13 protein-coding genes, 1 pseudogene and 1 riboswitch are annotated in these 13,066 nt (G+C 62.9%); of the genes and pseudogenes, 10 read left to right on the forward strand and 4 right to left on the reverse strand.

Going from position 1 to position 13,066, the window contains the following annotated elements; all coding sequences use genetic code 11:
- The 4 genes and pseudogenes from AC0L2A_RS03525 to AC0L2A_RS03540 all read right to left on the reverse strand — a co-directional run.
- Window positions 1-640, reverse strand: a pseudogene (locus AC0L2A_RS03525) (cobaltochelatase subunit CobN); the annotation flags it as partial.
- Window positions 641-658: 18 nt separating this feature from the next.
- Window positions 659-1,696 (reverse strand): cobalamin biosynthesis protein CobW, encoded by a 1,038-nt coding sequence (gene cobW, locus AC0L2A_RS03530; RefSeq protein ID WP_473607540.1) that lies wholly within the window; start codon window positions 1,694-1,696, stop codon window positions 659-661.
- Window positions 1,693-2,127, reverse strand: coding sequence for a DUF1636 family protein (locus AC0L2A_RS03535; RefSeq protein WP_287056179.1), 435 nt, complete (start codon window positions 2,125-2,127; stop codon window positions 1,693-1,695). Before AC0L2A_RS03535 ends, cobW begins: the two co-directional genes overlap by 4 nt.
- Window positions 2,128-2,165: 38 nt before the next feature.
- Window positions 2,166-2,369: riboswitch (cobalamin riboswitch) on the reverse strand.
- A 29-nt stretch (window positions 2,370-2,398) separates the two neighbouring features.
- Window positions 2,399-3,598, reverse strand: a complete 1,200-nt coding sequence (locus AC0L2A_RS03540; protein ID WP_473607542.1) for a winged helix-turn-helix domain-containing protein — start codon at window positions 3,596-3,598, stop codon at window positions 2,399-2,401.
- 335 nt (window positions 3,599-3,933) lie between these two features.
- Here AC0L2A_RS03540 and AC0L2A_RS03545 point away from each other — a divergent pair, with 335 nt between their 5' ends.
- From AC0L2A_RS03545 to nuoG, 10 genes are all read left to right on the forward strand, one after another.
- Complete coding sequence (locus tag AC0L2A_RS03545; RefSeq protein WP_023798850.1) at window positions 3,934-4,299, forward strand: NADH-quinone oxidoreductase subunit A; 366 nt, start codon at window positions 3,934-3,936, stop codon at window positions 4,297-4,299.
- The gene (locus AC0L2A_RS03550; protein WP_023798851.1) at window positions 4,290-4,871 is read left to right on the forward strand and encodes a NuoB/complex I 20 kDa subunit family protein; all 582 of its coding nucleotides are present in this window, start codon (window positions 4,290-4,292) and stop codon (window positions 4,869-4,871) included. The genes AC0L2A_RS03545 and AC0L2A_RS03550 overlap by 10 nt, the downstream gene beginning before the upstream one ends.
- An 8-nt stretch (window positions 4,872-4,879) precedes the next feature.
- A complete protein-coding gene (locus AC0L2A_RS03555; RefSeq protein ID WP_287252453.1) occupies window positions 4,880-5,479 on the forward strand; it encodes an NADH-quinone oxidoreductase subunit C in 600 nt (199 codons plus the stop codon).
- Window positions 5,480-5,488: 9 nt separating this feature from the next.
- A complete protein-coding gene (locus AC0L2A_RS03560; protein WP_027156090.1) occupies window positions 5,489-6,679 on the forward strand; it encodes an NADH-quinone oxidoreductase subunit D in 1,191 nt (396 codons plus the stop codon).
- A complete protein-coding gene (locus AC0L2A_RS03565; protein ID WP_473607543.1) occupies window positions 6,676-7,083 on the forward strand; it encodes a hypothetical protein in 408 nt (135 codons plus the stop codon). The genes AC0L2A_RS03560 and AC0L2A_RS03565 overlap by 4 nt, the downstream gene beginning before the upstream one ends.
- A 35-nt stretch (window positions 7,084-7,118) precedes the next feature.
- Window positions 7,119-8,465, forward strand: a complete 1,347-nt coding sequence (locus AC0L2A_RS03570) for an NADH-quinone oxidoreductase subunit E (protein ID WP_473607544.1) — start codon at window positions 7,119-7,121, stop codon at window positions 8,463-8,465.
- Window positions 8,466-8,475: 10 nt separating this feature from the next.
- Window positions 8,476-9,780 carry an NADH-quinone oxidoreductase subunit NuoF gene (gene nuoF / locus AC0L2A_RS03575; protein WP_473607546.1) on the forward strand — a complete coding sequence of 435 codons (1,305 nt, stop codon included), beginning with the start codon at window positions 8,476-8,478 and terminating at the stop codon, window positions 9,778-9,780.
- Window positions 9,781-9,972: 192 nt separating this feature from the next.
- The gene (locus AC0L2A_RS03580) at window positions 9,973-10,665 is read left to right on the forward strand and encodes an NADH-ubiquinone dehydrogenase (protein ID WP_473607547.1); all 693 of its coding nucleotides are present in this window, start codon (window positions 9,973-9,975) and stop codon (window positions 10,663-10,665) included.
- A gap of 8 nt (window positions 10,666-10,673) precedes the next feature.
- A complete protein-coding gene (locus AC0L2A_RS03585) occupies window positions 10,674-10,985 on the forward strand; it encodes a pentapeptide repeat-containing protein (RefSeq protein WP_128180400.1) in 312 nt (103 codons plus the stop codon).
- The gene (nuoG, locus tag AC0L2A_RS03590; RefSeq protein ID WP_473607548.1) at window positions 10,985-13,066 is read left to right on the forward strand and encodes an NADH-quinone oxidoreductase subunit NuoG; all 2,082 of its coding nucleotides are present in this window, start codon (window positions 10,985-10,987) and stop codon (window positions 13,064-13,066) included. The genes AC0L2A_RS03585 and nuoG overlap by 1 nt, the downstream gene beginning before the upstream one ends.

Genomic DNA, 13,066 nt, shown 5'->3' on the forward strand with positions numbered 1-13,066 from the left:
TCCCCCCTTGCGGGGGAGATGTCCGGTAGGACAGAGGGGGGTGTGCCCGAACGCTGACATTCGAAAGGTCCCGCCTCTCTACGACGCCGCGTCCCGGCTCATAAAATCCCGCCTTCGGCACGACAACCGGCTCCGCGACCGCCACATCTGATCCGGCGAGACTTGCTAGTCTCTGCACCAGCGCCGTCATATTCTCCGGGCCGCCTTCGCGAAAATAGCCGAGCAGGCCGTCGAGCTCCTGGCGCGGCAGCGTCGAGCTTTCGATCAGCCGCAAATCCTCGTCGCGGCATTCGCCGGGCAGCAGCGCCAGTTTTATGCCGTGCGCGCGGGCGGTCGAGGCGAGTTGGTCGCAGCCGTAGCGCCACCAGTCGTAGCCGCCGAGGATGCGAACCAGAACAACCCTGGCGTGCCGGGCGACGCTGTCGATCCAGAGGTCGACAGACATCGGATGGCGCAGATCGCGCAAGGCAGCCAGCCGCATCGACGGCAGCCGATCCGCGTCCGCTTTCCATGCCGCCGCCAGCCCGGCCAGATCGCTGTCGGTGAAGGACAGCGCCACGACATCCGCAGGCGTCTGCCTGAGATCGACAGGCTCGGCAAGATCGTCGAGCGAGGCGGATGTCGTGGTGAGGATGTGCATCGCGGCTGGTGCCTGAGGTCAGCCGGCGAGAATACGCTCGATGGCCGGGCGGTTCAGTCCTTTCAGGCCGATGACGACGAGGCGCGAGCGGCGGTCGTCGTCGGCAGTCCAGGCGCGGTCGTAATAGTGGTTGACTCGCGGCCCGACTGCCTGCAGCAACAGCCGCATCGGCTTGCCGCCGACCTCGACGAAGCCTTTTACGCGCAGCACGTTTTCTTCCTCCGCCGCCGTGGCGACACGCAAAGCCAGCTCGTCGGGATTGGCGATCGACGGAATATCGATGACGAACGAGTCGAAATCGTCATGCTCGTGATCGAGCTCGTCGTCGTGGTGGGTCTTGCGGTTCTCGATGTCGTCCTCGACGGCAAGGCCGAGGCCGAGCAGCACGGAGGGATCGACCTTGCCCTGCGAGGTCGGCACGATCTTCACCGCGCGGGCGGCGTGCTTGCCGATGACGGCATTGGCGCGGGCCGAGCCGGCGGCGTCCATCAGGTCGCTCTTCGACAATATGATCAGGTCGGCGCAGGCGAGCTGGTCCTCGAACACCTCCTCGACCGGATCGTCGTGGTCGAGCGTCTCGTCCTGCGCGCGCTGCGCCTTCAGGGCGTCCATGTCGTTGGCAACGCGGCCTTCGGCCAGCGCCGGTCCGTCGACCACGGCAATGACGCCGTCGACCGTCACCCGGCTCTTCACCGTCGGCCACTGGAAGGCCTGGACCAGCGGCTTGGGCAGCGCCAGCCCGGAGGTTTCGATCAGGATATGGTCGACCCTGGGCGTCAGCGACAGGATCTGGTCGAGCGCCGGGACGAAATCGTCGGCGACGGTGCAGCAGATGCAGCCATTGGCCAGTTCGACGATGTTTTCCTCAGGGCAGGTGTCGATGCCGCATCCCTTAAGAATCTCGCCATCGATGCCGATGTCGCCGAACTCGTTGACGATGATGGCCAGCCGCTTGCCGCCGGCGTTTTCGAGCAGATGGCGGATCAGCGTCGTCTTGCCGGCGCCGAGGAAGCCGGTGACGACGGTGCAGGGCACGCGGGAGACGGAAGTGGTCATATCTGGTCCTTCAAAAGGTCGAGGGGTGGGATGCGGGCAACGAGGCCGCGCTTCAGACAATCGGGGCGGCCGCGCCATGGGATGAGGCCGTCGGTCGAGGTGGCGAAGAGTTTTGCGCCGGTGATGAGATCGGCGCCGCTGGTCGCGGTCAGGTCGCCGAAGACATAGCTCCAGCAGCCGTCGCGCAGGATAGCGGCGCTGAGGCGGCGCTTGCAGTTGCCGAGGCATTCGACGCTGCGGATACGGATATTTTCGCCAGAGGCGGCGCGGCGCGTGTCTTCGGCCAACAATTCGCCGGCGCGAGGATGGCCGTCGGAGCCGGTCTCGTCACGGCAGGAGGCGCAGACGATCACGGTGACGTCGGCCAGAGCATCATCATCGCCGGACAATACGCCCGCTGTCTCAGCCGAAAAACTGCTGTCGCGTTCCAAATCAGGCTCCTTGCCCGGAAAACCCGCCAGGCGATCGGATTTTTATGTCCTAGACGGCAGGTCTCCTGGCTCGCGGGTCATCGCCTTGGTGCCGCCTTCCCGGGATTTTCCCAGTGGTTATCGGCCTTGGCTCGTCGCTTACAGTTGCGGGGACAGCCGCGGATTTGAAATCGAGATTTCGCACCGCATTCCCTCTTGGCTCCTCCCTTTGCCGAGAGGAGACCGTCTGAACCGGATTTAGGCTTGTGGAGGCAGTCGTGTCAACGCACGTCTACGACGCGGCAATGTCGGCGAGAGCCGAACCCAAATCACCCGCGGGCGTCACCTCGATGCGCTCAAGCCCGAGCCAACTCTGCATCAGCTGCAATTCCTCAAAAAGCTCGGCGGCGGTTTGCGGCGGCGCGCCGGGCTCGGCATAGGCGGCATGGACGCGCAGCACGCCGGCGGGGCGGTCGGCCTTAAGGTCGATGCGCGCCACGATCTTTTCGCCGAGCAGGAACGGCAGCACATAATAGCCGTACTGGCGCTTTTCGGCAGGGGTGTAGATCTCGATGCGATAGCGGAAGTCGAACAGCCGTTCCGTGCGCGTCCGTTCGAAGACAACCGGGTCGAACGGAGCGAGCAAGGCGCGCGCCTCGATCTTGCGCGGAAAACGGGCATCCCTGTGAAGATAGGCTGGCTTGCTCCAGCCTTCGACGGTCACCGGCAAGAGGTCGCCGGCGTCGACCAGTTCCTCGATGCGGCCTTTGATGTCAGCGGGAGAGAGACGAAAATAGTCGCGCAGGTCGCCTGCTGTCGCGACGCCGTGGGCGCGGGCGGAGATGCGCAGCAATTCGCGGTGCGCATCCTCAGGCGAGGGCACCGGCAGGGCAAGTATTTCCGGCGGCAGCACGCGCTGCGGCAGATCATAAAGCCGCTCGAAGCCACGACGTGACGCCGTGGTGATGCGGCCGGCCCAGAACAGCCATTCGAAAGCGTGCTTGGCGTCGCTCCAGCCCCACCAGCCGCCAGAGCCTTTCTGGCCTTCCAGGGCGGAAGCGGCGATCGGGCCGCGTTCGACGACCTCGCGAAAGATGTCTTCAATGTAGGCGGTGCGCTCGCGGCCCCACTTGGCCAGCCCGTTATACATTTCCTCGCCACGTTCGGCCCGTTCCATGCGCCAGCGCATCAGCGGATAGGTTTCGACCGGCAGAAAGGAGGCTTCGTGCGCCCAATATTCGAAGACTTTGCGCTTGCGCGTCACGGCGGCGTTGTCGAGCAGGGCGAGCGGGTAGGGGCCAAGCCGCGAATAGAGCGGCATATAATGGGCACGCACCACCGCGCTGACGGAATCGATCTGCAGCAGACCGGTCCGGCCAAGCACACGGGCCAGATGGCGGCGATCGGGCGTGCCGTTAGGGCGAGGATCGGCAAACCCCTGTGCGGCAAGCGCGATGCGCCGGGCCATGGCGAGCGAGATTTTTTCCTTCATGCAGACGGCACTCTGTCGGCGTTCGACCAAAGGTGGGAGAGATGATTCCACACCATGCTAGCAGGGTTCCGGCGGCATCTATGTCAGGAGAGAAAAGTGGAGTAAAAAGCGAAGGAAATCAAACAGGAGCGGATTGGACCAGTTTATCCGCATATGCCGTCGAGCACCGTGTTTTGAACAAGGTTTGACTTGCTTCGCCGAAAGCCCTGCGCTAACCCTCGCCGCGTTGCAGCATAGAGCCCCCTAAAACGGTTCAGTGGTTAAACTGTCACGCTTCCGCAAGTGGGTCCGGTGCTGTAATCAGAGTGGATTGGCCGCCAACGGAAAGCTGCAGCATGAACGCATTGTTGAGTTCGTACCTGCCCATCGTCCTGTTCATCGGCGTGGCGCTGGTCGTCGGCCTGGCGCTGCTTGCCGCACCCTTTCTGGTGGCCTACCGCAATCCCGATCCGGAAAAGCTTTCCGCCTATGAATGCGGCTTCAACTCCTTTGACGATGCCCGCATGAAGTTCGACATCCGCTTCTACCTGGTGTCGATCCTGTTCATCATCTTCGATTTGGAAGTGGCCTTCCTGTTTCCGTGGGCAGTGTCTTTCAGCCAGATCGGCATGCTCGGTTTCTGGTCGATGATGGTGTTTTTGGCGGTGCTGACCATCGGCTTTGCCTATGAATGGAAGAAAGGAGCGCTGGAATGGGATTGAGCGACAATTCCGGCACGCTCGTCGCGCCGAAGCCAAAAGGCATTCTCGACCCCAGCACCGGAAAGCCGGTGGGGGCGAATGATCCCTTCTTCCTCGAGATCAACGACGAGCTTGCCGACAAGGGCTTTCTCGTCACCTCGACCGAGGCGCTGATCACCTGGGCGCGCAGCGGCTCGCTGATGTTCATGACCTTCGGTCTTGCCTGCTGTGCGGTCGAGATGATCCACACCTCGATGCCCCGCTATGACTCGGAGAGGTTCGGCGTTGCGCCGCGCGCCTCGCCGCGCCAGTCCGACATCATGATCGTCGCCGGCACGCTGACCAACAAGATGGCGCCGGCGCTGCGCAAGGTCTACGACCAGATGCCGGAGCCGCGCTACGTCATCTCGATGGGCTCCTGCGCCAATGGCGGCGGCTACTACCACTATTCCTATTCGGTGGTGCGCGGCTGCGATCGCGTCGTGCCGGTCGACATCTATGTGCCCGGCTGTCCGCCGAGTGCGGAAGCGCTGCTCTACGGCATCCTTCTGTTGCAAAAGAAGATCCGCCGCACCGGCACGATCGAGCGGTGAGCGCGATGATGAGCCTGAATGAACTCTCGACCTATCTCGGCGAGAAGCTGAGCGGCCGGATCGGCGATGCGGTGCTTGCCTATGGCGAACTCACCATCTCGCTCGAGCCGCACGATCTGATCGAGGTGGTGAGCTTCCTGCGCGACGATCCAAAATGCCAGTTCATCTCGATCATCGACGTCTGCGGCGCCGATTATCCATCGCGGGCCAAGCGCTTCGACGTCGTCTATCACCTGCTGTCGCCGAAGCAGAATATTCGCATCCGTATCAAGGTGCAGGCCGACGAGGAGACGGTGGTGCCGTCTATCACCGGTGTGTTTCCGGGCGCCGACTGGTTCGAGCGCGAAACCTACGATCTCTACGGCGTGCTGTTCTCGGGCCACCCCGATTTGCGCAGGATCCTGACCGACTACGGCTTCGAAGGCCATCCGCTGCGCAAGGATTTCCCGCTGACCGGTTTCGTCGAGGTGCGCTACGACGACGAAGCCAAGCGCGTCATCTACGAGCCGGTGGAATTGAAACAGGAATTCCGCAATTTCGATTTTCTCTCGCCATGGGAAGGGACGGACTACGTTCTGCCGGGCGACGAGAAAGCCAAGACGAATTGAGACGCCAGAATGGCTGAAACCTCCGTCCGTAATTTTAACATCAACTTTGGACCTCAACACCCTGCAGCGCATGGTGTTTTGAGGCTGGTTCTTGAGTTGGACGGCGAAGTCGTCGATCGCGTCGATCCGCATATCGGACTGTTGCATCGCGGCACTGAAAAGCTGATCGAAGCCAAGACCTATCTGCAGGCCGTGCCCTATCTCGACCGGCTCGACTATTGCGCGCCGATGAATCAGGAGCATGCCTTCGCGCTGGCCGCCGAGCGGCTGCTCGGCATCGAGGTGCCGAAGCGCGGCCAATTGATCCGCGTGCTCTATTGCGAAATCGGCCGCATCATGTCGCACATTCTCAATGTGACGACGCAGGCAATGGATGTCGGCGCGCTGACGCCGCCGCTGTGGGGTTTTGTCGAGCGCGAAAAACTGATGGTGTTCTATGAGCGGGCCAGCGGCTCGCGCATGCATGCAGCCTATTTCCGGCCCGGCGGCGTCCACCAGGACCTGCCGCAGCAGCTGGTCGAGGATATCGGCACCTGGATCGACCCGTTCCTGAAATCGCTCGACGATCTCGACGCACTGCTCACCGGCAACCGCATCTTCAAGCAGCGTAATGTCGACATCGGCATCGTCTCGCTGGCCGATGCCTGGGCCTGGGGTTTTTCGGGCGTCATGGTGCGTGGATCCGGCGTCGCCTGGGATCTGCGCAAGTCGCAGCCCTATGAATGCTATGCCGAGATGGATTTCGACATTCCGATCGGCAAGAACGGCGACTGCTACGACCGTTATCTCGTGCGCATGGAAGAGATGCGCCAGTCGGCCAAGATTATGCGCCAGTGTGTCGACCTGCTGCTCGGCAAGGAAGGCAGCGGGCCGGTGTCGAACCTCGACGGCAAGGTGGTGCCGCCGAAGCGCGCGGCGATGAAGCGCTCGATGGAGGCGCTGATCCATCACTTCAAGCTCTACACCGAAGGCTATCGCGTGCCGGCCGGCGAAGTCTATGCGGCGGTCGAAGCCCCAAAAGGCGAGTTCGGCGTCTATCTGGTCTCGGACGGCACCAACAAACCCTATCGCTGCAAGCTGCGCGCGCCCGGCTTCGCGCATTTGCAGGCCATGGACTTTTTGTGCCGCGGCCACATGCTGGCCGACGTCACCGCCGTTCTCGGCTCCCTCGATATTGTTTTCGGGGAGGTGGATCGGTGATTCGCCTTCTGAGCTCAATGTTGATCTTCACTGCTGTCGCATTGCACCCTGCACATGCATTCGAGTGCGGGGCGTCTATCGATGCGTCCGATCTTGTGAAGCAGCACTTCAAGCTGAGCTACGTCACGCTTGGTATGCAAGAAAGTGCGACAGCTGAATCTGCTGATGTCGATGCTTTCTATTTCAAGAGAGATACGTGCGAGTGTAGCGTCGCAGCGCCGGATGGCGCGAGTTTCTCTAAGGCGGAAGTATCAGCAGCCGCTTCCGGCAAAGCAGGGCTCGTGCGGCTAGTCGCTCGATTGAATGGCAAGTCCGGCATTTGCCCGCCTGTCATGACAAATTCGCCGACTTTCCATTGTTTCGACGGTACGGCGAAACTTTGTAAGGAGGCTGCAGCAAGATGACGAGCCTATACATGTTTGGTGAGGTCGATCGCTAGATGTCAGTCCGCCGTCTCGCAGAAGCCAGCCTCCAGCCAGCCTCCTTCGCCTTCAACCGGGCGAATGCGGCAGCGGCGAAGCAATGGATCAAGAAATATCCGAAGGGCCGCGAGCAGTCGGCGATCATCCCGTTGCTGATGCTGGCGCAGGAGCAGGAAGGCTGGGTGACCAAGGCGGCGATCGAGACGATCTCCGACATGCTCGATATGCCCTACATCAGGGGGCTCGAAGTCGCGACCTTCTACACGCAGTACCAGCTCAACCCGGTCGGCACCCGCGCGCATATCCAGGTCTGTGGCACCACGCCCTGCATGCTGCGCGGCTCGGAAGCGCTGATGGATGTGTGCCGCTCGAAAATCCATCACGACCAGTTCCACACCAACGACAAGGGCACGCTGTCGTGGGAAGAGGTCGAATGCCTTGGCGCCTGCGTCAACGCGCCGATGGTGATGATTTTCAAGGATACGTTCGAGGATCTGACGCCGGAGCGGCTTGCCGAGATCATCGACCTCTATGATGCCGGCAAGGGCGCTTCGGTGACGCCTGGGCCGCAGAACGGCCGCATCACCTCCGAGCCGATCACCGGCCTGACGACGCTGAAGAGCGAAAAGGCAATCCTGAAGTCGACCCGCGACAGGGACGCCAAGGCGGCCGCCAAGGCCGCCAGGGAGCCCGCGCCAGCGGCAATTGTCGCGGCGCCAGCGGCTCCGGCCCAGGCATCGGCCGGCCCCGTTGCGCCGTCGAAGGCCAGCAAGCCGAAGACCGATGCGCCCGAAACCAGCCCGGCGCTGGAGACGCCTTCTCCGGCAAAGGTCGCACCGGAGACGGAAAAGGCGGCGAGCGTCAGAGCACCGCGGCATTCGGCGGCCAACGCCAACAAGGCCGCGCCGGAAGTCGAAAAGGTTTTGAAACAGCGCAGCGGTCCGATAGTCAAGGCTGAGCCAGCGGCTGCTTTCAAGGCGCCGGAAGCCAAGGGCACGCAGCTCGGCGCTGCCGGCAAGACGGCCGCCGCGAAGACGACCAATGCCAAGCCGACCAGTGCCAAGACGGGCAAGCCTTCGCTCGAGGACAAGAACCGTCCGGCCGGCATCGCGAGGCCGGCACTGGTCGACGATCTCAAGCTGATCTCGGGCGTCGGCCCGAAGATCGAAGGCATCCTGCATTCGCTTGGTATCTTCACCTACGCGCAAGTCGCGTCATGGAAGAAGGCCGAGCGCGAGTGGGTCGATGGCTATCTCAGTTTCCACGGCCGCATCGAGCGCGAAGATTGGGTCAAGCAGGCCAAGGCGCTGGCCAAGGGCGGGGTCGCCGAATATATCCGCGTCTTCGGCAAGAAACCGGTCTGAGGGACGAACAATGCTTCAGGACAGAGACCGCATCTTCAACAACATCTACGGCCGCTTCGACAAGTCGCTGGCCGGTGCGATGGCGCGCGGCGCCTGGGACAACACGCCCGGCATCATTGCCAAGGGGCGCGACTGGATCGTCAACGAGATGAAGGCATCAGGCCTGCGCGGCCGCGGCGGCGCCGGCTTCCCGACCGGGTTGAAGTGGTCGTTCATGCCCAAGCAGAGCGACGGCCGGCCGAGCTATCTCGTCGTCAATGCCGACGAATCCGAGCCCGGCACATGCAAGGACCGCGACATCTTGCGCCACGATCCGCATACGCTGGTCGAAGGCTGCCTGATCGCCGGCTTCGCCATGGGCGCGATCGCCGCCTACATCTATGTGCGCGGCGAGTTCATCCGCGAGCGCGAGGCGCTGCAGCGCGCCATCGACGAGGCCTATGCGGCCAAGCTGATCGGCAAGAACAACACGTCCGGATACGATTTCGACATCTACATGCACCATGGCGCCGGCGCCTATATCTGCGGCGAGGAAACGGCACTGCTCGAAAGCCTCGAAGGCAAGAAGGGCCAGCCGCGGCTGAAACCGCCGTTTCCGGCCAATGTCGGCCTCTATGGCTGCCCGACGACGGTCAACAATGTCGAGTCGATCGCGGTGGCGCCGACCATTTTGCGCCGCGGCGCGGCCTGGTTCTCGTCGTTCGGCCGGCCCAACAATGTCGGCACCAAGCTGTTCTGCGTTTCGGGCCACGTCAACACGCCGTGCACCGTCGAAGAGGCGATGTCGATCCCGTTCCGCGAACTGATCGAGACGCATTGCGGCGGCATTCGCGGCGGCTGGGACAATCTGCTGGCGGTCATTCCGGGCGGCGCTTCGGTGCCGCTGGTGCCGGCGGAGCAGATCATCGACGCGCCGATGGATTTCGATGCGCTGCGCGACCTGAAATCGGGTCTCGGCACGGCGGCTGTCATCGTCATGGACAAATCGACCGATATCGTGAAGGCGATCGCCCGGCTTTCCTACTTCTACAAGCACGAGAGCTGCGGCCAGTGCACGCCCTGCCGCGAAGGCACCGGCTGGATGTGGCGGGTGATGGAGCGGTTGGTGCGCGGCGAGGCGCAGAAGCGCGAGATCGACATGCTGCTCGACGTGACCAAACAGGTCGAGGGCCACACGATCTGCGCGCTGGGCGATGCGGCGTCATGGCCGATCCAGGGCCTGATGCGGCATTTCCGCGGCGAGGTTGAGCGGCGTATCGACGAGTTTTCGCGCAATGCGCACCGGGCAGAGCCGGTGATGGTGGCGGCGGAATAGACGAGAGTTGAAAGACGGGCGAATGTCCGATTTGAGATACGGGCAAGAGCCCGATCTGAGATACGGGCAAGAGCCCGATCTGAAATACGGGCCAGTGCCCGATTGGAATGCGGGCACATGCCCGATTTGAGATACGGGCAAGAGCCCGATCTGAGGCCGGGGCATACGGAAGAAACGACCAGGAGACTACCTATGTCGCTGAATTCGAGACCCAAACATTTGATGCCAGATTTGGACCCGTTCGAGAAGATGAACCAGGACCTGACCAGGATGATGCCGAAGGAGATGGCCAGCGCCGTCAATCTCCTGGCGCACCCTGTCGCGAGTGCGGCAGCGATGTCGGCGCTCGGCATCGGGCTTGCCAATCATGCCTTTGGGGTGTGGATGGGCGTGCTCTCGGGAGCCGCCGAGACCTCGCAGCGCCTCTTCCAGCCGATCGTCGACGATTTCGATGCCAGGGTAGAACGCTTTTCGCAGACTGGGACAAGCTCCTCGACCAAGGCGCGCGCGGCGACAAAAACCTTGATCGCCGAGGCGCAGTCCTTCGCCAGGAACGTGAATGACATAGCCGCGAACAGCATGGATGATGCACGCAGCGTGGTGGATGCGGCTGCCGCACCGGCCGGGTTGATGCCGGAGGATTTCAAGCAGCCCAAGGCAATGGATCGTCCGGAAAACCCGGCAGACCTCAAGGCAATATCGGGCATCGGGCCGAAGCTGGAACAGGTGCTGAACGGCCTGGGCATCTGGACCTACGGCCAGATCGCGACATGGACGCCGGAAGAGATCGCCTGGGTCGACGACTATCTGTCGTTCAAGGGCCGCATCGGTCGCGACAACTGGCTTGGCCAGGCAGCGGCGCTGGCCGCCAAGGCCGAGAGGTAGGCGACGCGATGGAGGTCCACGACAGGCGCGATGTTCTCGACGTGCGAAACGCCATCGTCAGCAATTCCAGTTTCGATGACGTCAACATGTCGAACACCCGGTTTCACGACGTCAACCTGTCGGCGGCCAGGATCCACCGCACCAACCTGAGCAACACCAAGGTGGAAGACGCCAATCTTTCGAACGCGTATTTCACCAACGTGAACATGAGCAACGTGAAGATAGAAAACGCGCAGGTTGCGGGCATGATGATCAACGGCATCAGCCTTGAAGACCTGTTCCAGGCATATGAGACGGCGAAGACCGCCGGGGGCAATTGATGGCAAAGCTCAAGGTCGACGGGAAAGAGATTACTGTACCCGACCACTACACGCTGCTGCAGGCAGCCGAGGACGCCGGCGCCGAAGTGCCGCGCTTCTGCTTTCATGAGCGGCTGTCGATCGCCGGCAATTGCCGCATGTGCCTGATCGAGGTGAAGGGCGGGCCGCCCAAGCCGCAGGCGTCCTGCGCCATGGGCGTGCGCGATCTGCGTCCGGGACCAAATGGCGAAACGCCGGAAATTTTCACCAACACGCCGATGGTCAAGAAGGCCCGGGAAGGCGTGATGGAATTCCTGCTGATCAACCATCCGCTCGACTGCCCGATCTGCGACCAGGGCGGCGAGTGCGACCTGCAGGACCAGGCGATGGCGTTCGGCGTCGATTCCTCGCGCTATCACGAGAACAAGCGGGCGGTCGAAGACAAGTATATCGGGCCGCTGGTCAAGACGATCATGAACCGCTGCATCCATTGCACGCGCTGCGTCCGCTTCACCACCGAAATTGCCGGCATTTCCGAGCTCGGCCTGATCGGCCGCGGCGAGGACGCCGAAATCACCACCTATCTCGAAAGCGCGATGACATCGGAACTGCAGGGCAACGTCATCGATCTTTGCCCGGTCGGTGCGCTGACCTCAAAACCCTACGCCTTCCAGGCGCGGCCGTGGGAACTGACCAAGACCGAATCCATCGATGTCATGGATGCCGTCGGCTCGGCGATCCGCGTCGATTCCAGAGGCCGCGAGGTGATGCGCATCCTGCCGCGCACCAACGAGGCGGTGAACGAGGAGTGGATTTCCGACAAGACCCGCTTCATCTGGGACGGCTTGCGCACCCAGCGCCTCGACCGGCCATATGTCCGCAAGAACGGCAAGCTGGCTCCGGCAAGCTGGGCCGAGGCTTTTTCCGCGATCAAGGATAAGGTGTCGCGAACCGCGCCCGACAAGATCGGCGCCATATCGGGCGATCTCGCCGCCGTCGAGGAGATCTATGCGCTGAAGCTGCTGATGGCCTCGCTCGGCTCGAAGAACACCGACTGCCGCCAGGATGGCGCCGCGCTCGATCCGTCGCTCGGCCGGGCAAGCTATCTCTTCAACCCGACCATCGAGGGCATCGAGCAGGCCGACGCGGTGCTGATCATCGGCGCCAATCCGCGCTTCGAGGCTTCCTTGCTCAACGCCCGCATCCGCAAGCGCTGGCGGCTCGGCAACCTGCCGGTCGGCGTCATCGGCGATGTCGGCGATACGCGCTACGACTATGAGCAGCTCGGCGCCGGACCGGAATCGCTGAAGGATTTGGCCGACGGCAACGGCAAATTCTTCCAGGTGCTGAAGCAGGCGACGCATCCGCTTGTCATCGTCGGTCAGGGCGCGCTGTCGCGCCCGGACGGCGCGGCCGTGCTCGGCCAGGCGGCGAAGCTCAGCCTGGCGGTCAATGCGGCGAGAGCCGACTGGAACGGCTTTGCCGTGCTGCACACTGCGGCGGCGCGTGTCGGCGGTCTCGATGTCGGCTTCGTGCCGGGCGAGGGCGGCAAGAACGTCGCCGGCATGCTGGGCGATATGGAGGTGCTGTTCCTGCTCGGCGCTGACGAGATCGACATGACCAGGAGCGACGGCGGCTTCGTCGTCTATATCGGCACGCATGGCGATCACGGCGCGCACCGCGCCGACGTCATCCTGCCGGGCGCCGCCTATACCGAAAAATCGGGCACCTACGTCAATACCGAGGGCCGGGTGCAGCAGACCAACCGCGCCGGCTTCGCGCCGGGCGATGCGCGCGAGGACTGGGCGATCCTGCGGGCGCTGTCGGATGTGCTGGGCAAGAGATTGTCGTTCGATTCGCTGCCGCAGCTGCGCGCAAAGCTCTATGGCGAATACCCGCATCTTGCCCGCATCGACCAGGTCGCGGCCGGCAATGCCGACGATATCGCTGAGGTGGCGAAGCTCGGCGGGCGGCTGGGCAAGGACGTCTTCACCTCGCCGGTCAAGAATTTCTACCTGACCAACCCGATCGCGCGGGCTTCCGCAGTGATGGCGGAATGCTCGGCGCTGGCGAAAAACGGTTTTCAGCAGGCGGCGGAATAG

The sequence above is a fragment of the Mesorhizobium sp. WSM4844 genome (genome assembly GCF_055811775.1).

Excerpts from the sequence above, each read along its gene's own strand:
- cobW (WP_473607540.1), bottom strand. The coding sequence starts at position 1,696 with ATGACCACTTCCGTCTCCCGCGTGCCCTGCACCGTCGTCACCGGCTTC.
- AC0L2A_RS03540 (WP_473607542.1), bottom strand. The coding sequence starts at position 3,598 with ATGAAGGAAAAAATCTCGCTCGCCATGGCCCGGCGCATCGCGCTTGCC.
- AC0L2A_RS03545 (WP_023798850.1), top strand. The coding sequence starts at position 3,934 with ATGAACGCATTGTTGAGTTCGTACCTGCCCATCGTCCTGTTCATCGGC.
- AC0L2A_RS03550 (WP_023798851.1), top strand. The coding sequence starts at position 4,290 with ATGGGATTGAGCGACAATTCCGGCACGCTCGTCGCGCCGAAGCCAAAA.
- AC0L2A_RS03555 (WP_287252453.1), top strand. The coding sequence starts at position 4,880 with ATGAGCCTGAATGAACTCTCGACCTATCTCGGCGAGAAGCTGAGCGGC.
- AC0L2A_RS03560 (WP_027156090.1), top strand. The coding sequence starts at position 5,489 with ATGGCTGAAACCTCCGTCCGTAATTTTAACATCAACTTTGGACCTCAA.
- AC0L2A_RS03570 (WP_473607544.1), top strand. The coding sequence starts at position 7,119 with ATGTCAGTCCGCCGTCTCGCAGAAGCCAGCCTCCAGCCAGCCTCCTTC.
- nuoF (WP_473607546.1), top strand. The coding sequence starts at position 8,476 with ATGCTTCAGGACAGAGACCGCATCTTCAACAACATCTACGGCCGCTTC.
- AC0L2A_RS03580 (WP_473607547.1), top strand. The coding sequence starts at position 9,973 with ATGTCGCTGAATTCGAGACCCAAACATTTGATGCCAGATTTGGACCCG.
- AC0L2A_RS03585 (WP_128180400.1), top strand. The coding sequence starts at position 10,674 with ATGGAGGTCCACGACAGGCGCGATGTTCTCGACGTGCGAAACGCCATC.
- nuoG (WP_473607548.1), top strand. The coding sequence starts at position 10,985 with ATGGCAAAGCTCAAGGTCGACGGGAAAGAGATTACTGTACCCGACCAC.